This window comes from Marinobacterium sediminicola (assembly GCF_022343685.1).
In the GTDB taxonomy this organism is placed as follows: Bacteria; Pseudomonadota; Gammaproteobacteria; order Pseudomonadales; family Balneatricaceae; genus Marinobacterium; species Marinobacterium sediminicola.
The window spans coordinates 122242-147692 of record NZ_CP092123.1; the positions used below are offsets into that span (position 1 = coordinate 122242).

The following is a 25451-nucleotide window of genomic DNA, read 5'->3' on the forward strand; positions in this document are numbered from 1 at the left end:
GTGAGTGGCAGGCGTCTCCCTAGCGTAGCCAGTTGATCATGCCGTTGGAACCCACGGCCAGCCAGCTGTTGCCGTCAGGGCCAAACTCTACCGCAATGACACCGGTACTGGTGGGCCCGTAGCTGGCCTGCTTGTCAAGCTTCCAGCGTCGCAGTACCTGCTCCCGATTCAGATCCCAAAGCTCCACCGTGCCATCGGCACGTCCGGTCAGCAATTGATCGCTGTTGGTGGAGAAACGGGCGCTCAGGTAGCTCAGGCGGCGTGGAAACAGATTTTCATCCCCGCTGAGGCTGAACAGAGTTTCCCCGGTATCGGTTTTCCACACCAGCGCCTGGTCCAGACTGCCCGCACTGAAGGCGAGACGACCGTTAGGGGATAGTGCGACCGTATCGACGGTGTTGCCCAGCTCGATCTGTTTAAGTTCACTGGCGTTTTCCAGGTCCCAGAAACGGGCGACACGGTCATCGGCCCCGGTGAGCGCGAAACGCTCATCGCTGCTAAGGGCAACGCTGCGTACGCGTGCCGGATGGCGAAGGCTGGTGCGTATACCGCCGCGGCGAATATCAAAATAGACCGCTTCAAAGTTGCCCAGCCCCAACAGGGCGTAGTTGCCCCCGGATGACAGCTCGGCATCAAGAATTTCACCCGGTGAACTCCAGAAACCCTCTGAGGTGCCGGTTGCGACATTCCACAGGACAAGATCCTGAGGGCTGGCGGTCAGGGCATAGCGCCCTTCGGGCGAGAAGTCGACGGCGGACAGCACGCTGAAGGCTTTGGACTGGTGGTTCCAGTCAAAACGTCGGGCCTTTTGTGACAGATCCCAGAGGCTGCCGCCATGACTGACAGCGCCAATCAGGGCATGTTGCCCATCCGGGGAGAGATCGGCGCTGTAAGCGCCACTCTGCTCGGTTAGAGCCAGCGATTCCGAAGCGGAGTCGGCACTGCTGAAGCAACCAGACAACAACAGTCCGGCACACAGTAGAGAAACAGAGCGCAGGGGGATCACGTTGCGTCTACCAGGTCCTTATGCGCGTTATGCAGAATCTCGATCAGCTGGTCTTCCAGTGCAAAGCGTTCTTCCAGCGTCTCGCCCAGATCAGACAGGTCCCGTGAAAGCTGGCACAACTGCTGTAGTGTAGGGGTGTTGAGCGTGCCATAGGCATCATTGAAGTCCAGGGCCTTGTCGGTAGAGGGCTGGATCTGCGGGAAAATATGCTGTGCCTGTTCCAGACTGCCGTCAGCAAACTCGCTGCCTTCTCGCAGCAGCTGCTCATAGACCTCGAAATGGCCCGAGGACAGGTAGTCCATCAACAGATCGCAGAACTCCCCCACTGAACTGTTCAGGGGAGCTCCGACTTCCTGAGAGGGCAGGGAGACGAAGGTGGAGATCAGCTGCTGCCGCTCCTCCAGCCAGTGATCGATGATCGTACTGACACCGCCCCAGCGTTCTTTGGCGTTGCGACATTTCTCGAGCATGATCGGTCCCTCCGACTTTGGTTGACTCCATACTACTGCCACCCCCGAGAGGGTGCAATACACTCGCCGGAGGCATGGAGATCAGCCCTTGGGCAGAGGTATACTGGAAATCTACGGACAAACGGAGAGGATCCCATGTGGCGAAATCTGGGGCTGTGCCTGGCCCTGCTGACGGCAATGCTAAGCCTGCCGGCGCAGGCCGAGAAAACGGCAGAAGACTACATCAACTATATTGAGCTCAAGCCTTTCGTGACCAATTTTGGTGGTCCCGGCAAGGTGCGCTTTCTCAAGGCTGAGGTGACCATTCAGGTCGAGGACCCGGCGGCTCATCATGCGGTCAACGCACACATGGCCCATATTCGTAATGATCTCGTTTTCCTGTTTTCGGCTGTAGAAGAGGATCAGGTAGGCAGTGTGGCGGCGCAGCAGGTCCTGGCCGAAAAGGCATTGAGTGCGGTACAGCAGTTGCTGAAGGAAGAGACCGGTCAGACGCATGTGTCCGATCTCTTCTTCACCAGTTTCGTGACCCAATAGCGGTTGAAGCTTCAACCGGCGATGTAGTCGGCCAGGTAGTCGGCAAAGTCGGGAGCCGGAGCCGCTTCCAACTCTGCCTGCTGGTCGAGTGATTCAACCGCTGCCTGTTGCAGCCTATCGGCCGTGTCTGCCGTCAGTTGCGGTTCAATACTGCTTCGGTGCTGACGACTCATTTCCAAAACCCATTCGCTATGGCTCAGGCCGCTTTCGCGCAGGGCATTCAGAACCTGGGCGGAAGGGGTCAGCTCAGGATTGGCTACCTTGTCGCGCTGGGCTTGAACGGCACGTTGGTGAGCATCACCACCCTTGATATCGTCCAGCAGCTCAGCTGTACGCAGGACCTTATCCAGAATCTGTTCGGCCAGCTCTTCACGGGGCCGCTCACCGTTACGGCTGTGCAGCAGCAAACCCGGTTCACGGCCACGATTGACAATACGGGCATGATTCTCTGCCACCAGACCACATTCCCGCTCGTCCAGATCATCAGCCTGACCCAGCAGGCAGCTAATCAGAAAAGCGTTGAGGAAATCAGCCTGGGCGTTGTCGATCCCCAGCGGCAGCAGCGGGTTGATATCGGTATTTCGGACTTCGACATACTCGACGCCTCGGTGCATCAGCGCATGTACAGGCTTCTCGCCGGACTGAGTGACGCGCTTGGGTCGGACATCACTGTAATACTCGTTCTCGATCTGCAACACGTTGGTGTTGAGCTGACGGTAGTGGCCATCCACTTTTATTCCGATCTGCTCGTAGGCAGGGTGCGAGGTGTGGATCGCCCGGTGCAGAGATTCCGCGTAGGTATCCAGATGGTTGAAGCAGATCTGCAGATCGGCCTGTGCCTTGTTGGAATACCCCAGATCGCTCATGCGCAGCGAGGTGGCATGGGGCAGATACAGGGTGTCGGGATCAAGCTGCTCCAGGCTGTGACTGCGTCCGGCCATGAACGAGGCCGACAGTGCCGGCGACGCGCCGAACAGGTAAAGCAGCAGCCAGCCATAACGGCGGAAGTTGCGAATCAGCCGGAAGTACCCTGCGGAGCGGAACGCCTGCAGGCTGTCGCTGTTGCCTTCGAGTTGCTGCCACACCGGCCAGAATGCATCGGGCAGCGAGAAGTTGTAGTGGATACCGGCAATGGTCTGCATCATCTTGCCGTACCGGTACTTCAGGCCCTGTCGGTAAACATGCTTGAGACGACCCACATTGGAGCTGCCATATTCGGCGATTGGAATCGCTTCCTCGGAAGGAATCTCGCAGGGCATGCTGGCACACCAGAGCTGCTCGTCGCCCAGCTGGCGGTAGGTAAATGCATGCAGCTGGTTCAGAAACGCCAGAGCCTCTGCCGGAGTGTCATGGACCGGCGTGATGAATTCCAGCAGTGCTTCCGAGTAGTCTGTGGTGATGAAATCGTGAGTCAGCGCCGAGCCCAGGCCGCGTGGGTGCGGTGTTTGGGCAATATGGGCATCGGGACTGACACGCAGGCCTTCCTTCTCAATCCCCTGACGGGTCTGAGTGAGCAGAGCGGCATGGCCTCCGTGGGCCAGTCGTTCGAGTTGGTTTTCCAGAGTTGCCAACACCGTCGTCATTCCTGTGGTTAAGCCTGTAGGGCGCGCATTATACAGCGCTTTTGCAGCCCGATGTCATATCGGACAGGGTCAGCGATTTTTCCGGCCCAGACCGGCCGCTTTCAGTTTGTCCGCCAGCGAACCTTCCAACGGTACTCTGCTTTCAGGTCTGTGGGTCGGTTTCTGGGCCGCCTGGCGGCCATTGTCTGTCGTTACGTCCCTGTTTTCGGCCTTCATACTCAGTGCGATTCGCTTGCGCGCCTCATCCACCTCCAGCACGCGAACCTTGACGATCTGGCCACTGCTGACAATGGTGTGCGGGTCGCTGACGAAACGGTCAGCCAGCTGGGAGATATGCACCAGGCCGTCCTGATGCACGCCGATGTCGACGAAAGCGCCGAAGTGGGTCACGTTGGTGACAACACCTTCCAGTTCCATGCCGGGTTGCAGGTCTTTCAGGGTTTCGACGCCCTCGGCATAGCGCACGGAACGGAATTCGGGGCGAGGATCACGGCCGGGCTTTTCCAGCTCTCCGAGCACATCACGAACGGTATAAGCGCCAAAGCCCTGAGCCTCAAGCCTTGCCGGATCGACCTGTTTCAGTTTTTCCGGCTGTTGCAACAGCGCTTCCAGTGACAGGCCACAGTTGTCAGCGATCGCCTGTGCCAGCGGGTAACTCTCCGGGTGGACCGCGGAGTTGTCCAGCGGTTCCTCGCCATCACGGATGCGCAGGAAACCGGCGCACTGCTCAAACGCCTTGGGGCCCAGGCGCGGAACCTTGAGTAACTGGCGCCGATTGCGCAGAGCACCGTGTTCATCGCGCCAGGCGACCAGGTTGTCAGCCGTTGTTCGGTTCAGACCCGCCACATGGCTGAGCAGGGCCGCTGAGGCGGTGTTGACGTCCACGCCAACGTGGTTGACGCAGTGTTCGATGACGCCATTGAGGGCGTCTTCAAGCCGGCTCTGATCCACATCATGCTGGTACTGGCCGACACCGATCGACTTGGGATCGATCTTGACCAATTCTGCCAGCGGGTCCTGGAGTCGGCGAGCGATAGAAACGGCCCCGCGAATGGTGACGTCCAGATCTGGAAATTCCGCTGCGGCCAATTCCGATGCCGAATAGATCGAGGCTCCGGCTTCATTGACCAGTACTGCCTGAAGGTTGTGCGCGACGGCTTTACAGACGGCCTGTGCCAATTGCTCGGTCTCACGAGACGCCGTGCCGTTACCGACAGCGATCAGTTCTGCACCATGCTTTTTGGCCAGTGTCGTCAACGTATGCAGGGATTGATCCCATTGTTTTTTCGGTGCGTGCGGGTAAATGGTGGTGTAATCGACCAGCTTGCCAGTGGCATCGATGACCGCCACTTTGACCCCGGTGCGCAGGCCCGGGTCCAGACCAATGGTCGTTTTAGCCCCGGCTGGCGCCGCCAGCAGCAGATCACTGAGGTTGCGGGCGAAGACCTCGATGGCGGCGGTATCCGCCTGTTCGCGCAGGTGCTTGATCAGTTCGGTTTCCAGAGACGGGCGCAGCTTCTTCTGCCAGGCCTGCTGCAGTGTTTGCTGCATCCAGCTGTCAAGCTGAGCCGGACGTAATTGATGACGTCTGGCCATCTGCTCCTCTGGCCAGCCATCAAGGTTGTCCGGCAGTTGCAGACTGGCCTTGAGTACGCCCTCACTGACTCCGCGAAGCACGGCCAGCGCCCGGTGGGAGGGGATACGCGCAATGGGTTCGGCATATTCGAAGTAATCGCGGAACTTGCTGTCCGGATCGGCCTTGCCGCGAGCTGCACGTACCTGCAGCTCGCCCTGTTGCCAGAGGCGCTGGCGCAGAGTACCGATCAGTTCGGCATCCTCGCTGAGTATTTCCAGCAGAATCTGACGGACGCCTTCTGCGACTGAATCCTGATCCACAAAGCCGGTGTCCGGGTTAAGGAATTCCCCGAGCTTGCCCTGGGGCAGGCTACCGTTGCGCAGGCTGTCCTGTGCCAGCGGCTCAAGACCTGCTTCCCGTGCTTCCTGTGCCTTGTTACGGCGCTTTGGTCGGAAGGGAAGATAGAGGTCTTCCAGTCGGGCGCGGCTGTCGGCAGCACGAATGGCCTGTTCCAGTTCAGGGGACAGCTGGTTCTGTTCTTGCAACCGGCCGAGAATGGATTCGCGACGGGTTTCAAGTTCGCGCAGCTGACCCAGGCGCTCGTACAGCTGGCGCAGCTGGGTGTCGTCCAGCGCACCAGTCTGCTCCTTGCGGTAGCGAGCGATAAACGGGAGGGTGGCGCCCTGATCCAGCAGGGCGAGAGTGGCGGCAACCTGAGCCGGCTTGATGCTCAGCTCGGTTGCCAGTTGTTGTTCAATGGACATGGCGACTCGGTTCAGGACTCAGGGCACCTGCAGAATCTGCAGGGAGTTGGTTCCGCCATGCTCGCCGATGCTGGCCCCACGGGTCAAGATAACGCGATCACCGCTGCTCAGCAGCTCTCGCGCCTGAAGGCCGGCCAGGATCTCGTCGTTGAGCCTCGCTTCCTTTACCGCCGTGGCATCGAAAAACATCGGCATGACGCCACGATAGAGTGCCATGCGGCGCATGGTGCGGTGGTTGCGGGTCAGTGCGAAGATGGGGATGCCAGAGCGGATGCGGGACATCCACAACGGGGTGGATCCGGACTCGGTCAGGCAGATGATCGCCTTGATATTTTCGACGCCATTCGCGGTATACATGGCGGCACGGGCAATCGCCTCATCGGTGCGGGTGCACAGGTGATCCGGCGCCACCGGTGCCGGGCGCGACAGCTGGTGCTTTTCCGCACCCTGACAGATGCGGGTCATCGCCTCGACCACCTCCACCGGATAGTGTCCGGCAGCCGTTTCGGCCGACAGCATGACCGCATCAGTGCCATCCAGAATGGCGTTGGCCACGTCGAATACCTCGGCACGGGTCGGCATCGGGTTGAGGATCATGGTTTCCATCATCTGGGTTGCGGTGATCACCAGACGATTGAGCTGGCGGGCGCGCTTGATGATGTGTTTCTGGACGCCGATCAGTTCGGCATCACCGATCTCCACACCCAGGTCGCCTCGGGCGACCATGACGCCGTCGCAGGCATTGATGATCTCGTCGAGAGCTTCCGGGGTCGCGACGGTTTCGGCACGCTCCACCTTGGCGATGATCTCGGCACGGCTGCCGGCGGCTTCCAGCAGCGCACGGGCGGTATTCAGGTCATCGGCCGTGCGCGGGAAGGAAACGGCGACATAATCCAGCTCCAGTTCGGCCGCGACCTTGATGTCATGCTTGTCCTTGTCGGTCAGGGCTGCAGCACTGAGACCACCCCCCTGGCGGTTGATCCCCTTGTTGTTGGACAGCGGGCCGCCAACGGTGACTTCGGTTTCGATGCGGCTGCCGTCGATCTTCAGTACTTTCAACTGGACACGACCATCGTCCAGCAACAGGATGTCGCCAGGTGTACAATCCTGGGGCAGGGTCTTGTAGTCCACACTGACCGCATGCTGATCGCCCGCGGTTTCGTCCATGGCCGCATCGAGCGTGAACTGATCGCCCACGGCCAGCTTGATCGGCCCGTCCTTGAAACGCGAGATGCGAATCTTCGGACCCTGAAGGTCACCCAGCAGGGCGACCGCCTCGCCGGTCCGACGGCAGGCTTCGCGTACCGCTTCCACACGCTTGCGATGGTCGGCAGAGCTGCCGTGGGAGAAGTTCAGACGCACAGTATTGACGCCTGCTCGGATGAGGGCATCCAGAATGCCCGGCGCGTCGGTGGAAGGACCCAGGGTAGCTACAATTTTGGTACGCTTAAGCATCAATTCGGATCTCGTGTCGTTGGAGGGTCGTGGTTACGACTAAAGTATGGCTGCACACGTATTTTTTCAAGCTCGGGTCGGCGTGAGCCGCATCCGAGGTGATCACTGTCAGGTATTGAAATGAAAGCTGATCGGGGACACCGCTACCGTCCTTTGACGCTGTTACTGGTGGCGGTGGCGTTTCTGCTGGTGCTGATGCAGACCGCTTATCTGAGCCGCCAGCAGGCGCTGTCGGAATTGCAGCACAGGGCTGAAGCAGACCTGGCACGTTATGCTTTGACCGTGCAGCAGAAACTGGACCGATACAAGGATATTCCGCGACTGCTGGCCACCCATTCCAGTTTGCGCCAGGCACTGCAGGCGACTGATGCCGGACAGATTCAGCGTACCAATGAGTATCTGCAACAGGTCAATACCATCATCGGTGCATCCGACAGCTACCTGATGAATGCTGCAGGTATCACCGTAGCGTCAAGCAACTGGTACAAGACAAACAGTTTCGTTGGCCTTGATTTCAGCTTCCGGCCCTACTTTCAGGATGCACTGGCAGGACGAGCAGGCCGCTATTTCGCACTGGGGACAACCTCGCGCAAGCGAGGCTACTACTTTTCCTGGCCGGTTTATGAAGGTGAGCAGGTCATCGGGGTGGTCGTAGTCAAGATTGACCTGCATGAAATCGAACAGGACTGGAACGACCCGCTGCAGGATATTGCCGTGACCGATGAGGACGGCATCATCGTAATCTCGACGCGTCCTGAGTGGAAGTTCCATGCCCTTCGATCTCTGCCTCAGGCCGATCTGCAACGCATTCTGGCTAGCCTGCGCTACCTGGATCACCCCCTGTCGGCGCTGCAGGTGGTGCGTCGTGAAGCGCTTAATGACAACGCGCAGCTGATCACGCTGCTTGAGGGTGAGCGGATCAGTAACGGGGCACTGGACGGCGTCACCACCCGCGAATATCTCTTGCTGCAGCGTCCTGTTCCTGAAACCGGGCTCAAGGTATCGGTAATGGCTCGTTTGCAGCCGGTGCATGAAGCCGTACTTCAGGCGGTCATTCTGGCCGGGTGTGTCTATCTTGTGCTGATGCTGTTGGTGCTCTTTCTACAGGCGCGCTGGCGCATCGTACGTGAGCGGCGGCGGTTCCAGCTGCGAGAACTGAGTGCGCTGGCTGAACGGGAGCGTGAGGTGCGGGCGATCATCAATAATACCCGTGCCGGCCTGATCACTCTGGATGAGCAGGGGCACATTGAATCCTTCAATCCGACGGCAGAAAAACTGTTCGCCTGCCGTGCCGACCAGATCCGAGGTCAGGCATTTACTCAGCTGCTGTCTGAAGATGCGCACGAGCACTATCGCCGCCATCTGTCTCCCGAAGCTCGGGCGGCGACCGATCTGACGCTGGAGGCAACCGGCATTCGGGGAGATGGAAGTCGCTTTCCCCTGGAGCTGACGCTTGGACGCATGGCGCTGGGCAGCGAGCATCACTTCATTGTTACCGTGCATGACATGACCGAGCGCAAGCAGTATGAAAAGCAGCTGCAGGACGCCAGAGACGCGCTGGAAACCCGGGTGGCTGAACGTACCGCCGACCTGAGTCGGGCCAACGCACGCCTGCTGGATGAAATGGCCCAGCACCGCAGCACCCAGAACGAACTGATCCAGACCGCCAAGCTGGCCGTGTTGGGGCAGCTGGCGGCAGGGATCAACCATGAGCTTAATCAGCCGCTGGCCGCGATCCGCAGCTATGCCGACAATGCCTCCGCTTTCCTGCAACTGGGCAAGCCGGATCGAGTGGCCACCAACTTGCAGGAAATTGCCGGTCTGACCGAGCGCATGGCCAAGATTATTCATCCGCTCAAGGAATTCTCGCGCCAAAGCAGTGGCCAGCCCCGTCCGACCTCTCTCAAGGCCGTGCGTGACGGAGCCATGTCGATCATGTATGGACGCCTCGACCAGAAGGGGGTGGAGCTGATCTGGCCACCAGATCTGGACCAGGTGTTTGTACTGGGAGACACCCTGCGTCTTGAGCAGGTGTTGGTCAATCTGCTGGCCAATGCACTGCAGGCAATGGAACAGGCTGAGGTGAAACGCATTGAGGTGACACTGGAACGGACTTTGGATCGGGTGAAACTGTCCCTGCATGATTCGGGGCCGGGTATCGAATCGGATGATCCGCAGCGGGTCTTCGAGCCCTTCTACACCACCAAGGCGCAAGGGCAGGGCCTGGGCCTGGGGCTGTCGATTTCACATCGAATCATGGAGAATCTGGGCGGACGACTCAGCGCCGCCAACCACCCCGAGGGTGGTGCCGTGTTCACACTGGAACTGCCGGTTGCCACCCGACCTGAGCCACAACAGCCCCTGCCGCCGAAAGAGGACATCGCATGAGCGATAGCGCAGCTTTACCCGTGATTCTGATTGATGACGAGCATCATATCCGCATGGCTGCGGGGCAAACGCTGGAGCTTGCCGGTTACCAGGTGACGACGCTGGAGCAGGCCGAACCGGCGCTGGAGCAGGTCGGCACGGGATGGCCCGGAGTGGTGGTGACTGATATCAACCTGCCCGGCATCGATGGGCTGGAGCTGATGCGCCGGGTGCGTGCGATCGATCCGGACCTGCCGGTCATCCTGATTACCGGGCATGGCGACATTTCCATGGCGGTCAGTGCGATCCGCGAGGGCGCCTATGACTTCATCGAGAAGCCCTTTGCCTCCGAGCTGTTGCTGGATGTGGTACGGCGGGCACTGGACAAGCGCAGTCTGACACTGGAAAACCGCCGCCTGCGTGATGAACTGGAAGCCCAGAATGCGCCCGGTCCCCGTATCATCGGCAATACTCCGGCGATCATTGCGCTGCGTCAGCTCAGCCGTTCGGTCGCGGACATGCCCGCCGATATTCTGATTCAGGCGGAAACCGGTTGCGGCAAGGATCTGCTGGCGCGCTACCTGCACGAGCACGGCAAGCGACGGGAGCATAACTTTGTCGCGATCAACTGCGGTGCAGTACCTGAAAACCTGATCGAGAGCGAACTCTTTGGCCATGAGGCCGGGGCATTCACCGATGCCAAGGCGCAGCGGATTGGCAAGTTCGAGCATGCCAACGGCGGCACCCTTTTTCTGGACGAAATCGAGAGCATGCCGATGGCGCTGCAGATCAAGTTGTTGCGGGTGCTGGAGGAACGTGCGATCGAGCGGCTGGGCTCCAATGAGGTCATTCCGCTGGACCTGCGCGTGATTGCCGCGACCAAGGTGGATTTGAAGCAGGAGGCTGCAGCAGGGCGCTTCCGCGAGGACCTGTACTATCGGCTCAATGTGGTGCGGCTGGATATCCCGCCGCTGCGCGAGCGTCGAGAAGATATTCCGCTGTTGTTCCAACACTTTGCCCTGATTGCCTCCTCACAATATGGCCGCGAAATTCCGCAATTGTCAGCCGAACGCATGCACAGTCTGATGGTGCATGACTGGCCCGGTAACGTGCGGGAATTGCGCAATCTGGCAGAACGTTATGTCCTGCTGGGAGAAAGTTGCACCTTCGATTTCGACAACCGGCCGATTACCGCCTCGGAAAGCGTTGACGGGATGACGTTGCCGGAGCAGGTGGAGCGCTTTGAGAAGATGCTAATCCATACCGAGCTGGGGCGGCATGGCGGCTCGATCAAGGATACTCTGGCCTGTTTGGGGCTACCTCGCAAGACGCTGTACGACAAGATGAAAAAGTACGGCCTGGACAAGAACGACTACAAGCAATAGCCGGTGCAGAAACGACATCGCCCGGCCAAGGCCGGGCGATGTGATCATCCCTTTGGGGATCAGAGCTGGAAGCGGTTTACCATGCGTTCCAGCTGCTGAGCCAGCTGGGCCAGCTCATCGGATACCCGGTTCAGGTGCTCGGAGCGTTCGGCGGTTTCGTCGGCACTGCGGCTGATCTCGGTCACGCTGTGTTCAACGCTGCCGGCCATCTCGCTCTGTTCACGCACCGCGCTGGCAACCTGATGGTTCAGGTCGTTGATCACCCGCACCTCCTCGTTGATGTTGGTCAGGGCCGTATTACAGCGCTGGACCTGCTCGACCCCGGCGCCGGCTGCGCCCAAGGCTTCGTTCATCACGGTTACTGCATGTTTGGCATCGGCCTGAAGTGCCGTGATGATCGTGTTGATCTCTTCAGTCGAATTATGGGTCCGGCTGGCGAGGGTGCGTACCTCATCTGCCACGACGGCGAAACCACGACCCTGCTCCCCGGCTCGGGCAGCCTCGATGGCGGCATTCAGGGCCAGCAGGTTGGTTTGTTCGGCGATCTTCTGAATCACTTCCAGAACCGTACCGACGTTCTGGCTCTGGCTGTCCAGCTTCTCGATCACGGTGGTGGCCTGCTCAATATTGCGCTGCAGCTTTTCGATGGCGGTAATTGCCTGCTGAGCAATACCGGCACCATCAGTACTTTCCTGCAGTGCCATGTCGGAGGCGGAAACCGTATTTTCGGCACTGGCCGCTACGCTGCGGGTCGCGGCTTCCATCTGTTCCATCGCGGATGCCACGGAGCTGGTCTGCATCTGCTGGTGATGCACGGCCTTGGTTGATTCAGTTGCGACCTGGCTGATGCGGTTGCCGGAGTCGGCGAGACGGGCAACGGTCTGGTTGACCTGCTTCATGCTGTCATGGATGTTGACGAGCATGGAGTTGAATGCTGACGACATCTGGCCGATTTCGTCACTGGAGGTCACATCGATGCGCAAGTTCAGGTTGTTTTCGCGTTCGATGGCATGAATGGTATCAGCCATGCGGTTGACGGGCGCCACCACGATGCGGCGCAGCAGGAGGCTGATCAGGATGATACCGGCCACGAACAGGCCCAGCTCGATCAGGGCAACGCTGATGAGGTTGTGATTGACCTGCTTGTCCAGCGCTTCGAACGAATAGGTGACACGAACGGCACCGATAACCTCACCTTCCTTGACCTGATGACAGAGCAGACAGTTGGTGCCCTTGTAGTCGGACAGGGCTTTCATCGGTGTGACCACGGTCAGGCGGTGTCCCTGCTCATCATCCAGCTCGGCAACAATATGCTCACCCTGCATGGCGCGGCGGTCAAACTCATCCACCGGACGGGAATCATCGGTACCGGGACCATAGACATCCGTAATTTGCTGACCACGGATAATGCGGGCTTCAGTGATTGCTTCGTTGGAGAGAATCTTCTGTTGCAGCGTTGCCCGGTTCGCCATGGCACCGCTGAGCATCAGCATGTTGATGCTATCAAAGTAGGAGTCGGCAGTATCCAGGGTGCTGCGGGTGACAACCTCGTCAACGAGCGAAGTCTCGCTACGGTAGATCGTGGTTAATGAACTGATCAGGATGACCAAAAATACAGCAACCAGTGAGAGGTTGACCTTGTTTTGAATCGAGAGCCCTTTTCGCACTGTATTCCATCCCGCATTTAACTGGTTTTAATGGATGAGCCGGACAAAAACTGACGCTAGCAGTATACAGATCCTAAGAGAAAAAACGCTGATCTGCCACAAAGAGTCGTAAATTGGCCAAATGTGTGGATTTCCACCCATTGGTACTGGCGGTTTGGGTCGTACGCCGCCAGTTTTGAAGGCTGATGAAATGAGAATGCAGTTCTACGAGTGCCTTTTAACACACTGATATTTAAGTGATATTTCAATTCGTGTATCGGATTTTAAAAGTATGGCACTGCCTTTGCTTACAACTCCTGTGTGTATGCCTGACCGCTCCCATCCCCAAGAAGAGCGGCAGAACAATTGATCAAACAACAACAGCAACACCAGGAGATACTCAATGCGTTTACTGACTGCTGCCGTAACTTCCATCGCACTGGCGCTGGGCGCCCAGATGGCCAGCGCTGCCCCCATCGAACTGAAGTTTTCCCACGTGGTGGCCGAAAACACCCCGAAGGGGCAGATGGCTCTGAAATTCCGTGACCTGGTGGCCGAACGTCTCGGCGACAGGGTGGAAGTGAAGGTCTTCCCGAACTCTCAGCTGTTCGGTGATAACAAGGTGCTGGAAGCGATGCTGCTGGGTGATGTTCAGATGGCGGCGCCCTCACTGTCCAAGTTTCAGAAGTACACCAAGTCGCTGCAGGTATTCGACCTGCCGTTCCTGTTCGAAGATATGACGGCAGTTGACCGTTTCCAGCAGAGTGCTCAGGGGCAGGAGCTGCTGAACTCCCTGCGCAAGCGTGGTCTGGTGGGGCTGGGCTACCTGCACAATGGCATGAAACAGCTGTCCGCCAATGATCCTCTGCGTGTCCCGGCCGATGCATCGGGCAAAAAGTTCCGCATCATGACCTCCGACGTACTTCAGGCCCAGTTCGAGGCGCTGGACGCCGTGCCGTTGAAGAAGCCGTTCTCCGAGGTATTTACCCTGCTGCAGACCAAGGCCATTGATGGTGCCGAAAACCCCTGGTCCAACATCTACTCGAAGAAATTCCACGAAGTACAGCCCTACATCACCGAAACCAACCATGGCGTACTGGACTACCTGGTCGTGACCTCTGCCGAGTTCTGGAACGGTCTGGATGACGATGTTCGAGCCGAGCTGAAAAAGGCTCTGGATGAGGCCATCGCCTATGGTAACGAGATTTCCGATAAGCAGGCGGCTGCTGATCGCCAGGCGATCATCGATTCCGGTCGTTCCGAAGTGATCGAAATCTCTGCCGAAGAGCGTCAGCAGTGGGTGGATGCGATGAAGCCGGTCTGGAAACAGTTCGAGGACGAAATCGGTGCTGAGCTGATCGAAGCCGCCCTGCAGGCCAACAACTGATCCTGCTCTGATCGAGATCCACCGGGGAGCCAGCTGCTCCCCTTCAGGCCGGCTCCCGGGAGGGGAGTCCGGCCGGACACCGGGGAAATACTATGTCTGTACGTAATCTGGTCACTCATATAGAAGAGGCGATCCTGTCGTTGCTGTTGCTGGCAATGACGCTTCTGGTCTTTGCAGAAGTGATCGCCCGTTTCGGTTTCAATGCCGGTATCCACTGGGCTCAGGAAGTGACGCTGCTGCTGTCTGCCTGGTTCGTGCTGTTCGGTGCCTCCTACGGGGTCAAGGTCGGTGCCCACATCGGTGTCGATGTGTTCGTGAAAAAGCTGCCAGCCGGTATGCATCGAGGCGTTACGCTGATCGCCGTTGCGCTCTGCCTGTTCTATTGCGGCCTCTTCCTTTACGGCTCCTGGGTTTATCTGGCGAAAATGAAGATGATTGGCATCGAACTGGAAGATCTGCCCATTCCCAAGTGGACGGTCATGACCATTCTGGTGATTGGTTTTGTGTTGCTGATTATTCGATTCCTGCAGCTGGGCTGGAAAGTGCTGAAGGGTGAAGCCGACGGCTTCCACTTTGCCGATGAGGCGAAAGAAAGCATGGAAATTGCCCGTGAGCTGAAAGAGTCCGATGAGGAGGCGCGCAAATGACCACCGCCATGCTGTTTATCATCCTCTTTGGCTGCATGCTGATGGGGATGCCGATCGCGATTGCCCTGGGCCTGTCCAGCGTGACCACGATCCTGCTGTTTTCCAACGATTCTCTGGCGTCGGTAGCGCTGAAGCTGTTCGAGGCGACCTCCGAGCACTACACCCTGCTGGCGATTCCGTTCTTCATTCTGTCATCGGCGTTCCTGTCCACCGGTGGCGTGGCCAAGCGTCTGATCAACTTTGCCATTGACGCCATTGGTCATGTGCGTGGTGGTCTGGCGATGGCGTCGGTGATGGCGTGCATGCTGTTCGCGGCGGTCTCCGGATCTTCGCCGGCCACCGTAGCCGCGATCGGTACCATCGTCATTGCCGGCATGGTGCGCTCCGGTTATCCGGAGTCCTTTGCCGCCGGTGTGATTGCCAACGCCGGTACACTCGGCATTCTGATTCCGCCTTCCATCGTGATGCTGGTCTATGCCGCGGCTACAGAGGTGTCGGCATCGCGCATGTTCATGGCCGGTTTCATCCCGGGCCTGATGATGGGTCTGTTGCTGATGATCGCCATCTACATCGCGGCACGGATCAAGAAGCTGCCGTCCCAGCCGTTCCCGGGCTTCGGTCAGCTGTTCCGCTCCGGCGCCATTGCCATGGGCGGGCTGATGCTGATCGTGATTGTGCTGGGCTCCATCTATGGTGGCATCGCATCGCCGACAGAGGCCGCTGCCGTGGCAGCCGTGTATGCCTACCTGATTGCAGTGATGGGCTACCGTGATATCGGTCCGATGAAAGGCGTGGCCTGGCGTAACGAAGGCGAGTCCATGCTGGCAGCCATTGTGCGCAACATCCTGCATATGCTGTTGGCGCTGCCACGTTCCGTAACCCATCCGGAAGTGCGCAAGGTGTTCGTCGATGCCTCCAAGGTATCAATGATGCTGCTGTTCATCATCGCCAACGCCATGCTGTTTGCACACGTGCTGACCACCGAACGCATTCCGCATGAAATTGCCGAAGTGATCATCGAGTGGGGGCTGCCGGCCTGGGGCTTCCTGATCGTGGTGAATATTCTGCTGCTGATCGCGGGCAACTTCATGGAGCCGTCGGCGATCCTGCTGATCATGGCACCGATCCTGTTCCCGATCGCCGTGCAGCTGGGCATCGATCCGATTCACCTGGGTATCATCATGGTGGTGAACATGGAGATCGGCATGCTGACGCCGCCGGTGGGGCTGAACCTCTTCGTTACGGCGGGCATCACCGGGCGCAATATGGTCTGGGTGATCAAAGCGTGTCTGCCTTGGCTGGGCCTGCTGCTCTTCTTCCTGATACTGATCACCTATGTACCGCAGATATCCCTGTTCCTGCCGGAGTATATCGATCAGCTGAAAGGGTACTGATCCAAAACGGGAGATCCAGCCTATATCATCAGGATGATGACATGGGTTTGTCACCGCCGCCTTCGGGTGGCGGTTTTTTTATGTGGGCATAATGGCGCTATAATGTGCGCCCTTTCTTTAACTGTCAGAGAATGAATATGCTCGGAGTAATCGCTGCACTCTGGGGCTTTACCGGTATCTGTCTGCTGTTTTCCAGTGCCATCTATCGCCTGGGGGCCATGGCGCTGGAAATGCCGTTGGACGCTTTCGCCTGGTATCACTGGCTGGCGCTGGTGGCGTGCCTGGTGTTCATGGGCTTTGCCGAGGGCTACAGGGGATTTCAACAGAACTTTTCGCCACGGGTGGCGGCGCGTATCCGCTATCTGCAACAGAACGTCACGCCGTTACGTGCTCTGTTGGCACCGGTATTCTGCATGGGCTTCTTTCACGCCCAGCGTCGACGCCAGATCGTGACCTTTTGCCTGACTGGCGGGATCATTGTGCTGGTGTTGCTTGTGCGACTGCTGGATCAGCCCTGGCGCGGCATCATCGATGCCGGTGTTGTGCTGGGCCTGACCTGGGGCATTATTTCGCTGGCGCTGTTCACGGTGCAGGCGTTCACCCGTCGTGACTTCAACTACTCTCCCGAAACACCGGATCAGCCGCGCTGAACGCATGAACCGCTCCGCCTGCTGACGGAGCGGGACTCGGCGTTACCCCAGGAAGAGCTTGTAGGCCTGGTTGTCGGTTTCGTCGTAGAAGGTGTAACCGATCTCTTCCAGGAACTGCACCACCTGCCCTCGTTCATCGGCTGGCACCTGCATGCCGACCAGGACGCGGCCATAGGCTGCACCATGGTTACGGTAATGGAACATGGAGATGTTCCAGCGTCCACCGAGCTTGTTGAGGAACTTCATCAGCGCACCCGGTCGTTCGGGAAACTCAAAGCGGTAGACCACCTCGTTGTCGACGCTGGCCGGAGCATGGCCACCGACCATATAACGCACGTGCAGCTTGGCGGTCTCGTCATCGGTCAGGTCGACCACTTCGTCCAGATGTGCGTGCAGTTCCGCCAGCAGCTCTTCTCGGCCATCGTTGTTGGGGCGGATCTGTACACCCGCAAATACGATCGCTTCCTGATCATTGCTGTAGCGGTAGTTGAACTCGGTGATGTTACGTTTGCCCAGGACCTTGCAGAATGCCTTGAAGCTGCCGGGTTTCTCCGGAATCTTGGCGGCGATAATCGCCTCGCGCTGCTCGCCCAGCTCAGACCGTTCGGCGATATGGCGCAGGCGGTCGAAATTGACGTTGGCACCGGAGTCGATGGCGATCAACGTCTGCTCGGTCACGCCTTCGCGGGCCACGTATTTCTTCAATCCGGCTACCGCCAAGGCACCGGCCGGTTCGGTTACGGAGCGTGTGTCGTCGAAGATATCCTTGATGGCGGCACAGATCTCGTCGGTGGAGACGGTGATCACCTCGTCTACGTGGTCCTTGCAGATCTCCCAGGTGTTTTCACCAATCTGCGCCACGGCTACGCCGTCAGCGAAAATGCCGACCTGATCCAGCACTGCACGGTAACCCTTCTCCATCGCCAGGGCCAGACATGCGGATTCGGCAGATTCAACAGCGATGACTTTGGTTTCCGGACGCAGATATTTGACGTAGGCCGCGACACCGGCAATCAGACCGCCACCGCCCACCGGTACGAAGATGGCATCGATGGGGCCGCTTTCCTGACGCAGAATCTCCATGGCGATGGTGCCCTGGCCGGCGATAACATCCGGGTCGTCGTATGGATGGATGTAGACCAGTCCCTTCTCGGTCATCAGTTTTTCCGAGTGCCTGCGGGCATCATCGAAGGCATCACCGATCAGAACCGCCTTGCCGCCAAGACGGCGCACGTTGTTGACCTTAACGTCCGGGGTGGTCTTGGGCATCACGATGGTGGCCTTGACGCCCAGCAGACGGGCGGCCATGGCAACGCCTTGTGCGTGGTTGCCTGCGGAAGCGGTAATCACCCCGCGTGCCTTTTCTTCGTCGGTCAGCCGGGCCATCTTGTTGTAGGCACCACGCAGCTTGAACGAATAGACCGGCTGTTCGTCTTCACGTTTGAGCAGCACTCGGTTGCCCAGACGTTCGGTCAGGCCGCGGGCTTCATCCAGCGGTGTTTCGATAGCGGCGTCGTAGACCCGCGCTTCGAGGATCTTCTTGATATATCGATGTGGCATAGGGCAGGTATCTGTTTCTCGGTAGGGCCGCAGTTGTCAGGGCCTTGGTGACCAAAGTATGGCCAAATGGTATCGACTACACTGTTCAGCGTCTACAAGGGCAACGGCGGGTTGCGTATAATTGCGACTCAGTTTGAATCAGCAACGGGCACAACAACCATGACACAAGACGAGATGAAGCAGGCGGTCGCACAGGCAGCCGTCGACCACATCAAGGGCCGCCTCGAGAGCGACAGCATTATCGGCGTTGGTACAGGTTCCACCGCCAACTGTTTTATCGACGCGCTTGCGGCGATCAAAAACAGTTTTGCCGGTGCCGTTGCCAGCTCTGAAGCGACTGCCGAGCGCTTGCGCGGTCATGGCATTGAAGTGTTCGACCTGAATTCGGTCAGCGAGATGGAGTTCTACATTGATGGTGCCGATGAGTTCGATCCGCACCTGAACCTGATCAAGGGCGGTGGCGGTGCACTGACCCGTGAAAAAATCGTTGCGGCGGTGGCCAAGGAATTTGTTTGCATCGTCGACCAGAGCAAGCAGGTTGACCTGCTGGGTGCGTTCCCGCTGCCGGTTGAAGTGATTCCGATGGCGCGATCCCATGTCGGCCGTCAGCTGGCGGCGCTGGGTGGTCAGCCGGTCTACCGCGAAGGTTTCGTGACTGACAACGGTAACGTGATTCTGGACCTGCAGGATCTGGAGATCCTTGATCCCAAGGCGCTGGAAGCTCAGCTGAACAATATCGTCGGTGTTGTCACCAACGGCCTTTTTGCGCGTCGCGGTGCCGACATTATCCTGATGGGTACGCCGGACGGCGTACAGACCCTCCGTCACGCCTGAGGCTCAGGTCTCGTCTTCGGAGCCTGCCGCGCCAGTGCCGGTAGGCTCCGACTGCTCCAGGAAAGCCAGAATCGGGCAGTCTGCTGCTGGCCCCTTGCCGTCACACAGCCTTGAAAGTCCTTTCAAAGCCTGCTGGATTCGCTGCAGGTCGGCAATCTTGCGGTCGATCTCCTCGACTCGCTCATCCACCCGCTGCTTCACCACTGCTGACTCCTGCTCGGGATGATGCTGCAGCTGCAGCAGTTCCAGGGTTTCATCAAGGGTAAAACCGAGGTTCTTGCAGCGTTTGATGAAGGATAACCGCTTCAGGGTGTTGTCGGGGTAGACGCGGTAGCCGGAGGGCAGTCGGTCAGGGGGAGGGATCAGGCCTCTGCGCTCGTAATAACGAAGAGTCTCGACGCTGAGGCCCGAGCGGCGGGCCAGTTCACCAATCTTAAGAAAGGTCATGATGGCCGCCTGAGGTCAGTGGCTTACCACTGCACCACCTTGGTCAGAGCGATGCTCACCGGCATGGTGATCCACAGCAGTGCCAGAATGTTGATGAACAGCCAACCGAAACCGGCGGGATCACGGAAGTTTTCGTCATGATGTGCCATCGTCTAACCTCACATAGAGCTGTTTATTTGTTGATCAGTATCAAGGTCGGCGATTATAGCCAATACATTCAGGCTTTTATAGCCAGACATTGGCATTGTTTTTGTAAGGTTAAAGAACAGGTTGCCATTATTTTCAGCCTGTGCGCAGCAGGCGATAGCAGTGTTCAAGCTGCAAGGGGCGTCGGATCAGGCCACCAATCAACACGAATATCAGTCCCGCCAGTATGGGCAGGCTGAGCCAGAGTTCCAGATGCAGGCGCGGCGGAATCCTGAGTAGCCATTGGTGCAGCATGGCCAAAACCCCTTCGGCACCCGCACTGGCCAGCAGGCCGCACACCAGCCCCAACAGCAGAAACTCAAGCAGGTCCAGGCGTCGAGCCTGTTCAGCGGTAACCCCCAGGGTCTGCAGCAGGGCGCTCTCGAACCGGCGCTGCTCCAGCGCCTGCAGCAGTGTCACGCCCAGCAGCATCAGTCCGCAGCCAAGGCTGAGAGCCAGAATCAGAGCGGAGCTGTCGCCCAGGCGCTGTAACCAGCCGGAAAGCTGGTTGAGTATCTGGTCGATATCGATCAGGGTCAGTGAAGGGAACTGGTGCAGCAGTTCTCGCGTCAGTGCGCGCTGTTCAGCCGTCAGGAAGAAACTGGTGATCCAGGTTGAGGGGGCGTTCTGCAAGGCTTCCGGATTGAAAATGATATAGAAGTTGGGGCGAAAAGAGGTCCAGACCACTTCACGGATATTACGGATTTCGCCTTCAACGAGGATACCGCCTACATCGAAGCCCAGCCGATCACCCAAGGACAGCCCCAGTTCTTTGGCCATCTCCTGTTCAATCGAGATGGCACCGGTATCACCGGGTTGCCACCACTCACCAGCGACCAGCGGGTTATGAGCCGGCTGGTCAGCATGCCAGCTCAGATTGAGCTCACGTCGCAGAGTATTGTGGTCCTGCTGCTCCGTTGTCAGCTGAGGCTTGATCGGCTCGCCGTTCAGTTGGGTCAGACGGCCACGAATCATCGGGTAGAGTTCGGTCTCCAGCTGACGTTCGGCAAAGAAGTTATCCACATCGGTCTTCTGCCACGGCTGGATGTTGATCAGGAAGTAGTTGGGGGTGTCGCTGGGGAACTGAGCCTGCCACTGTTCGATCAGATCTGAGCGGCTGACCCAGACCACGCTGAGCAGAGTCAGCAGCATAACGACGACAGCTGCTTGCAGGCGATGCCAGCGGCGTTGCTGGCGCAGGCGCATAGTAAGCAGTCGTCCCAGCAGCAGGCGTTGCGCCAGAGGTCGGGCGAGCAGCTGCAGGCCGGACTGGGCCATCCAGCCGAACAGGGCACCGCCCAGCAGCAGGAACAGCAGCAGGCCCAGTGCGGCCAGCGGCGCCTCAAGAAAGGCCAGCAGGGTGGCGGCCAGCAACAGCAGCGAGATGCCTTGCAGCAGCAGAGCCGTCCGGTCACGCGGCGGGGTATCGCCGCGCAGCAGGTGCGCGACCGGAATGCGTGCCAGCTGCAGAATCGGCGGCAACCCCAGCAACACCAGTAATGCCAGTCCCAGTGCGGCACCGCTGAGCCAGCGCAGCCAGTGGGCCTGGGGCAGCGCCTGGGGCAAAAGGTCTGACAACCACTGGTAGACGGCCAGTTCCAGCAGGTAGCCGGTCAGTGTGCCGGCCGCCGCGGTCAGCAGCCAGGCCAACAACAGCTGGTACAGGTAGACCCGCACCAACTGGTTTGGCCGCAGGCCCAGATTGAGCAGCAGGGCGCTCCGAGTATGCTGTCCCAGGCTGAAGCGGCGTAGCGCCAGTACGATGGTCATGGCCGACAACAGTAGGGCGATCAGTGCACTGAGCTTGAGATAGCCGAGCGCGTTACCCAGTGCGTTGCCGGTCAGTGGTTGATCGGTACTCAGCGCGTGCAGGCGTTCGTGGCTGGCCAGTGTGGGCCGCAACGCTTGCTCCAGTGTGCGGACCGCTTCGGGCGGCCCGGCAAAAAGAGTACGGTAATTGGCTCGGCTGCCCGGTGCCAAAACGCCGCTGGCGTCCAGATCGGCGGCGTTGACCAGAATGTGGGGGCTGAAACTGCGGAAGCCCGTACCGCGGTCAGGGGAGCCAAGCAGTTCTCGCGTCACCTTGAGCGGCTGATAGCCAAATTCCAGCATGTCACCCGACCGCAGTTGCAGTTGGGTCATTACGCGGGGCTCGATCCAGACTTCACCGGGGGCGGGAATGCCTTCACCCGGCGGCTCGGTGGTCAATGCGCCTCGCAGTGGATAGGGGGGCTGGAGGACGCGTACCGAGACCAGCATCAGGTTGTCTCCCTGTCCTACCATGCTCGGGAACTGAATCACGGAAGTGCTTTCAATCCCGTTGAGTGGCAGTCCTGCCAGTCGATCGTCAACGAAGGGGCGGCTGCTGCTCAGAACCAGGTCGGCGCCCAGCAGAGCGGCGCTCTCACGCAGCAGGCCGCGTTCAAGCCGGTCACCCAATACAGCCAGCAGTGTGGTCAGGGCAATGGCGATCCAGCTGGCCAGCAGCAGAGCGCGCCACTCGGTCGTGCGCAGCTGGGTCAGCAGCTGGCGAGCGGCCAGACGGCTGAGCAGACTCATGGGGTGACCTCCTCCAGACGTCCGTTATGCAGGTGCAGTCGGCGCTGACAGCGACTGGCCAGGTCGATGTCGTGGGTAATCAGAATCAGTGTGGTCCCGGTGTTGGCATTGAGGCTGAAGAGTTGCTCGATGATCTGATGGCCGGTGTCATCATCAAGGTTTCCTGTGGGTTCATCGGCAAACAGGACCCTGGGCTCGGTAGCAAAGGCTCGAGCGATGGCAACACGCTGTTGTTCGCCGCCCGACAGCTGGGCGGGATAATGGTCGAGGCGTTCCCCCAGCCCCACCTGTTCAAGCCAGCGACGGGCCTGAGCATCGGCATCCCGGCGACCCTGAATCTCCAGCGGCAGGCGAACGTTATCCAGGGCATCCAGCTCCGGCAGCAGGTGAAATGACTGGAATATAAAACTGATCTGCTCCAGCCTCAGGGCTGCACGGGCGGCATCATCCAGTTGGGCCAGCGGCTTGCCCGCAAACAGGATTTGTCCTTCGGAGGGGGTATCCAGCCCGGCCAGCAAACTCAGTAATGTCGACTTGCCGGCACCGGAGCGGCCAATGATGGCCAGGCTTTCGCCCGGCAGGATTCGCAGGCTGAGGTGACGAAAAAGTTCGACGGTTCCCGCTTGTGTCCGGAAACTTTTTGCGACATCTTGAGCCTCAATAATGGGTTCTTCACGGTTGAGGTGTGGCATGCGACCCCTGATTTCGATTCTGTTGGTGTTGGTTGTCTGGGCGTCCCCGCTGCAGGCAAAAACGTTGCTGGTACTGGGTGACAGTCTGTCTGCGGCCTATGGTTTGCCGGCAGATCAAGGCTGGGTCAGCCTGCTGGAGCAGGAACTGAAACAGCGCCGGCTCGCTGAGCGGGTGATCAATGCCAGTATCAGCGGCGAGACCAGCAGTGGTGGCCTGCAGCGACTGCCTCGCCTGCTGAGCGATTACCGTCCCGATCTGGTGCTGCTGGAGCTGGGTGCCAACGATGGGCTGCGTGGCACGCCGCTGCAGGTAATGGAGCAGAACCTGCGCCGGATGGTCGAGCTCAGTCGAAACTCCGGCGCCGAGGTGCTCCTGATCGGGATACGGATCCCACCCAATTATGGACCGCAATATACGCAAAGGTTCTATTCGATTTACCCGGGCCTGGCTCAGGAATATCAGTTGCCGCTGGTGCCCTTCCTGCTTGAACGGGTGGCGCTCAAACCCCAACTGATGCAGGCGGATGGCTTGCATCCAACGGCTGCGGCGCAGCCGATTCTGCTACAGACCGTATGGCCACATCTGTATCCAATGCTGGTGCCAGAGGAATCCTGATCAGCAGGCGCGTTCCCTGACCGGGCTCACTGCACAGCTGCAGCGAGCCGCCCAGCGCCTTGGCACGGGTCTGCATCCCCAGTACGCCGAAACGCCCCTTCTGGCCGATGCGCTCGGGGTCGAAGCCGCAGCCGTTGTCTCGAATATCAAGTTCCAGTCGGTCGCTGTCGGAATCCGCATCGAGACGTTGCAGCCGGATACTGGCCTTTGTACACCTTGCATGACGCTGCAGATTGGTAAGCGCTTCCTGAATCATGCGGTAGAGGTTGATGTTGTAACGCTCTTCCATGTCGTTGAGCGCGCCCTTGAGGCGCAGCTCCATACCGATTCCCTGACGTTCCAGATGTTGTCCGCGGATCAGTTCGCGAACCGCATCGACCAGCCCCAGGTCATCCAGCAGTGTGGGACGCAGGGCATGCATCAAATCATAGGTCACGTCATAGATATGGCCTGCGATGGCATCAATGCTTTCCGCATGCTGGTTGACCGTGTCGCGACTGTCCGGATATTCCTGCAGCAACATGCGCGCGTCGGTGCGGATGGCGGTCAGGCATTGCCCCAGTTCATCGTGCAGCTCCTGAGCCAAATGGCGACGCTCTCGTTCCTGAATATCGAGAATCTTGTGGGTCAGGCGCTGGTTTTCCTGTAACTGCTGCTGCAGCTGTTCTGAATGTTGTCGCAGATGCTCCTGCAGACTGTGGACTTCAGCGCTTTCCAGGTAGCAGCTGTTGGTTGCCTGGCGCTGACGGAGCCAGGCATGCAGCAGCCAGCAACCAAGGCTACCCAGAGACAGCATCAGTAACAGTGTCCAGAGGCTGAAGTCATGCCAGTAAACGGGATACTCCAGTGTCAGTTTTACCGGGAGCCTGTCCTGGGGAAACGGCTGTGACATGGGGTGCATGAACAGCGGCCTGTTGCCCGCAGTGGTCACCAGCAGTACTTCATGCTCTAAGTTGTCCTGTGTCATGGTGATACGGCTGCCGGGGGGCAGAGTGCGACTATCCAGCAACCGAGGCAGTGAGACCACTACGGAGAGAATGTGTTGGCGCTCAGTTGGAGGCATCAGGAAGAGGTTCAGCAGTGGTTGGCCTCGGCCCTGGTTGTACACCCTGGAGTAGCTGATGTCGTGGCTGCTGCGGGTGGCCTGAAGCGCTTCCTTAAGCTCGGGAATCAATCCCAGATCGGTGCCCAGTAATGGCGGTTGCACCTCTGGAGTGTCGGGTATCACGGCCACCAGAGGATGAAACACGGGGGTGCCCGTGCGCTCGGTAGCCGGTGGCGTCATGGCGCTCAGGCCATGCAGCAGGAAATCGGGATAGCGCTGGCGCATAGACTGTTCGAATGCGTCGACGGCGTCGTTGCGTACCAGTTGCTGCACCTGTATGCGCTTAACGGCGGGTGCCAGTCGGTGAATGCTCTCCAGTTCGTGACGAAGGCTTTGACTGAACAGCACATCCTGTTCGACATCGGTGAGTCGTGCCGTCTGCAGTAACAGCTCGCGGCTCTGCTGCATGCGCTCGATGACTTGATCGGCAAGGGTGCTCAGCAGTGTCTGCTGATGGCGCTCAAGAGCCACCAGGTCCTGCCTGATCACCAGGGTAAATGTGCACAGATTGATCAGCAGCCAGAAAGCACCGGCAATCAGTGTGGGAGAGCTTGGCATCGCTTACGGGTATCCATACCTCTTAGTCTC

The 25451-nt window shown here is 59.0% G+C and carries 21 protein-coding genes; 9 read left to right on the top strand and 12 right to left on the bottom strand.

Going from position 1 to position 25451, the window contains the following annotated elements:
- Positions 1–19: 19 nt before the first annotated feature.
- Both LN244_RS00565 and rsd read right to left on the bottom strand, forming a co-directional pair.
- A complete protein-coding gene (locus LN244_RS00565) occupies positions 20–961 on the bottom strand; it encodes a WD40 repeat domain-containing protein (protein ID WP_239040920.1) in 942 nt (313 codons plus the stop codon).
- 41 nt (positions 962–1002) lie between these two features.
- Positions 1003–1476, bottom strand: a complete 474-nt coding sequence (rsd, locus tag LN244_RS00570; RefSeq protein ID WP_239040921.1) for a sigma D regulator — start codon at positions 1474–1476, stop codon at positions 1003–1005.
- Positions 1477–1611: 135 nt separating this feature from the next.
- Between rsd and LN244_RS00575 the strand changes: the two genes are divergently transcribed.
- On the top strand, positions 1612–2010 hold the full coding sequence (locus LN244_RS00575; protein ID WP_239040922.1) for a flagellar basal body-associated FliL family protein: 399 nt from the start codon (positions 1612–1614) through the stop codon (positions 2008–2010).
- An 11-nt stretch (positions 2011–2021) separates the two neighbouring features.
- On the opposite strand, the gene gshA is transcribed toward LN244_RS00575, so the two are convergent.
- The 3 genes from gshA to pyk all read right to left on the bottom strand — a co-directional run bounded on the left by gshA (position 2022) and on the right by pyk (position 7388).
- Positions 2022–3584, bottom strand: a complete 1563-nt coding sequence (gene gshA / locus LN244_RS00580; protein WP_239040923.1) for a glutamate--cysteine ligase — start codon at positions 3582–3584, stop codon at positions 2022–2024.
- 78 nt (positions 3585–3662) lie between these two features.
- Positions 3663–5933, bottom strand: coding sequence for a Tex family protein (locus LN244_RS00585; protein ID WP_239040924.1), 2271 nt, complete (start codon positions 5931–5933; stop codon positions 3663–3665).
- Positions 5934–5951: 18 nt separating this feature from the next.
- Complete coding sequence (pyk, locus tag LN244_RS00590) at positions 5952–7388, bottom strand: pyruvate kinase (protein WP_239040925.1); 1437 nt, start codon at positions 7386–7388, stop codon at positions 5952–5954.
- A gap of 120 nt (positions 7389–7508) precedes the next feature.
- Between pyk and LN244_RS00595 the strand changes: the two genes are divergently transcribed.
- Positions 7509–9776 carry an ATP-binding protein gene (locus LN244_RS00595; protein WP_239040926.1) on the top strand — a complete coding sequence of 756 codons (2268 nt, stop codon included), beginning with the start codon at positions 7509–7511 and terminating at the stop codon, positions 9774–9776.
- The gene (locus LN244_RS00600) at positions 9773–11140 is read left to right on the top strand and encodes a sigma-54-dependent transcriptional regulator (protein WP_239040927.1); all 1368 of its coding nucleotides are present in this window, start codon (positions 9773–9775) and stop codon (positions 11138–11140) included. Before LN244_RS00595 ends, LN244_RS00600 begins: the two co-directional genes overlap by 4 nt.
- Positions 11141–11199: 59 nt before the next feature.
- Here LN244_RS00600 and LN244_RS00605 read toward each other — a convergent pair whose 3' ends face one another.
- Positions 11200–12807 carry a methyl-accepting chemotaxis protein gene (locus tag LN244_RS00605; protein WP_239040928.1) on the bottom strand — a complete coding sequence of 536 codons (1608 nt, stop codon included), beginning with the start codon at positions 12805–12807 and terminating at the stop codon, positions 11200–11202.
- A gap of 382 nt (positions 12808–13189) precedes the next feature.
- Between LN244_RS00605 and LN244_RS00610 the strand changes: the two genes are divergently transcribed.
- From LN244_RS00610 to LN244_RS00625, 4 genes are all read left to right on the top strand, one after another.
- Positions 13190–14173: a TRAP transporter substrate-binding protein gene (locus LN244_RS00610; RefSeq protein ID WP_239040929.1), complete on the top strand. Its 984-nt coding sequence runs from the start codon at positions 13190–13192 to the stop codon at positions 14171–14173.
- 92 nt (positions 14174–14265) lie between these two features.
- Positions 14266–14820, top strand: coding sequence for a TRAP transporter small permease (locus tag LN244_RS00615; RefSeq protein WP_239040930.1), 555 nt, complete (start codon positions 14266–14268; stop codon positions 14818–14820).
- Positions 14817–16214, top strand: coding sequence for a TRAP transporter large permease (locus LN244_RS00620; protein ID WP_239040931.1), 1398 nt, complete (start codon positions 14817–14819; stop codon positions 16212–16214). Before LN244_RS00615 ends, LN244_RS00620 begins: the two co-directional genes overlap by 4 nt.
- A 137-nt stretch (positions 16215–16351) precedes the next feature.
- Positions 16352–16864 carry a hypothetical protein gene (locus tag LN244_RS00625; protein WP_239040932.1) on the top strand — a complete coding sequence of 171 codons (513 nt, stop codon included), beginning with the start codon at positions 16352–16354 and terminating at the stop codon, positions 16862–16864.
- A 42-nt stretch (positions 16865–16906) separates the two neighbouring features.
- On the opposite strand, the gene ilvA is transcribed toward LN244_RS00625, so the two are convergent.
- On the bottom strand, positions 16907–18424 hold the full coding sequence (ilvA, locus tag LN244_RS00630; RefSeq protein WP_239040933.1) for a threonine ammonia-lyase, biosynthetic: 1518 nt from the start codon (positions 18422–18424) through the stop codon (positions 16907–16909).
- Positions 18425–18583: 159 nt separating this feature from the next.
- Here ilvA and rpiA point away from each other — a divergent pair, with 159 nt between their 5' ends.
- Entirely contained in the window at positions 18584–19258 is a 675-nt protein-coding gene (gene rpiA, locus LN244_RS00635) for a ribose-5-phosphate isomerase RpiA (protein WP_239042344.1), read from the top strand.
- A 3-nt stretch (positions 19259–19261) separates the two neighbouring features.
- Here the strand turns inward: rpiA and LN244_RS00640 are convergent, their stop codons facing one another.
- The 4 genes from LN244_RS00640 to LN244_RS00650 all read right to left on the bottom strand — a co-directional run bounded on the left by LN244_RS00640 (position 19262) and on the right by LN244_RS00650 (position 23142).
- The gene (locus LN244_RS00640; RefSeq protein WP_239040934.1) at positions 19262–19705 is read right to left on the bottom strand and encodes a heavy metal-responsive transcriptional regulator; all 444 of its coding nucleotides are present in this window, start codon (positions 19703–19705) and stop codon (positions 19262–19264) included.
- Between the two features lie 23 nt (positions 19706–19728).
- A complete protein-coding gene (locus tag LN244_RS16400) occupies positions 19729–19854 on the bottom strand; it encodes a hypothetical protein (RefSeq protein WP_275424700.1) in 126 nt (41 codons plus the stop codon).
- A gap of 133 nt (positions 19855–19987) precedes the next feature.
- Complete coding sequence (locus LN244_RS00645; RefSeq protein ID WP_239040935.1) at positions 19988–22450, bottom strand: ABC transporter permease; 2463 nt, start codon at positions 22448–22450, stop codon at positions 19988–19990.
- On the bottom strand, positions 22447–23142 hold the full coding sequence (locus LN244_RS00650) for an ABC transporter ATP-binding protein (protein WP_239040936.1): 696 nt from the start codon (positions 23140–23142) through the stop codon (positions 22447–22449). Before LN244_RS00650 ends, LN244_RS00645 begins: the two co-directional genes overlap by 4 nt.
- Between LN244_RS00650 and LN244_RS00655 the strand changes: the two genes are divergently transcribed.
- Complete coding sequence (locus LN244_RS00655) at positions 23141–23758, top strand: arylesterase (protein ID WP_239040937.1); 618 nt, start codon at positions 23141–23143, stop codon at positions 23756–23758. The genes LN244_RS00650 and LN244_RS00655 overlap by 2 nt on opposite strands.
- On the opposite strand, the gene LN244_RS00660 is transcribed toward LN244_RS00655, so the two are convergent.
- Complete coding sequence (locus tag LN244_RS00660; protein ID WP_239040938.1) at positions 23643–25421, bottom strand: ATP-binding protein; 1779 nt, start codon at positions 25419–25421, stop codon at positions 23643–23645. The two genes, LN244_RS00655 and LN244_RS00660, sit on opposite strands and share 116 nt — an antisense overlap.
- Positions 25422–25451: the final 30 nt, after the last annotated feature.

Excerpts from the sequence above, each read along its gene's own strand:
- rsd (WP_239040921.1), bottom strand. The coding sequence starts at position 1,476 with ATGCTCGAGAAATGTCGCAACGCCAAAGAACGCTGGGGCGGTGTCAGT.
- LN244_RS00575 (WP_239040922.1), top strand. The coding sequence starts at position 1,612 with ATGTGGCGAAATCTGGGGCTGTGCCTGGCCCTGCTGACGGCAATGCTA.
- LN244_RS00585 (WP_239040924.1), bottom strand. The coding sequence starts at position 5,933 with ATGTCCATTGAACAACAACTGGCAACCGAGCTGAGCATCAAGCCGGCT.
- pyk (WP_239040925.1), bottom strand. The coding sequence starts at position 7,388 with ATGCTTAAGCGTACCAAAATTGTAGCTACCCTGGGTCCTTCCACCGAC.
- LN244_RS00595 (WP_239040926.1), top strand. The coding sequence starts at position 7,509 with ATGAAAGCTGATCGGGGACACCGCTACCGTCCTTTGACGCTGTTACTG.
- LN244_RS00600 (WP_239040927.1), top strand. The coding sequence starts at position 9,773 with ATGAGCGATAGCGCAGCTTTACCCGTGATTCTGATTGATGACGAGCAT.
- LN244_RS00610 (WP_239040929.1), top strand. The coding sequence starts at position 13,190 with ATGCGTTTACTGACTGCTGCCGTAACTTCCATCGCACTGGCGCTGGGC.
- LN244_RS00615 (WP_239040930.1), top strand. The coding sequence starts at position 14,266 with ATGTCTGTACGTAATCTGGTCACTCATATAGAAGAGGCGATCCTGTCG.
- LN244_RS00620 (WP_239040931.1), top strand. The coding sequence starts at position 14,817 with ATGACCACCGCCATGCTGTTTATCATCCTCTTTGGCTGCATGCTGATG.
- LN244_RS00625 (WP_239040932.1), top strand. The coding sequence starts at position 16,352 with ATGCTCGGAGTAATCGCTGCACTCTGGGGCTTTACCGGTATCTGTCTG.
- ilvA (WP_239040933.1), bottom strand. The coding sequence starts at position 18,424 with ATGCCACATCGATATATCAAGAAGATCCTCGAAGCGCGGGTCTACGAC.
- rpiA (WP_239042344.1), top strand. The coding sequence starts at position 18,584 with ATGACACAAGACGAGATGAAGCAGGCGGTCGCACAGGCAGCCGTCGAC.
- LN244_RS00640 (WP_239040934.1), bottom strand. The coding sequence starts at position 19,705 with ATGACCTTTCTTAAGATTGGTGAACTGGCCCGCCGCTCGGGCCTCAGC.
- LN244_RS16400 (WP_275424700.1), bottom strand. The coding sequence starts at position 19,854 with ATGGCACATCATGACGAAAACTTCCGTGATCCCGCCGGTTTCGGTTGG.
- LN244_RS00645 (WP_239040935.1), bottom strand. The coding sequence starts at position 22,450 with ATGAGTCTGCTCAGCCGTCTGGCCGCTCGCCAGCTGCTGACCCAGCTG.
- LN244_RS00655 (WP_239040937.1), top strand. The coding sequence starts at position 23,141 with ATGCGACCCCTGATTTCGATTCTGTTGGTGTTGGTTGTCTGGGCGTCC.
- LN244_RS00650 (WP_239040936.1), bottom strand. The coding sequence starts at position 23,142 with ATGCCACACCTCAACCGTGAAGAACCCATTATTGAGGCTCAAGATGTC.
- LN244_RS00660 (WP_239040938.1), bottom strand. The coding sequence starts at position 25,421 with ATGCCAAGCTCTCCCACACTGATTGCCGGTGCTTTCTGGCTGCTGATC.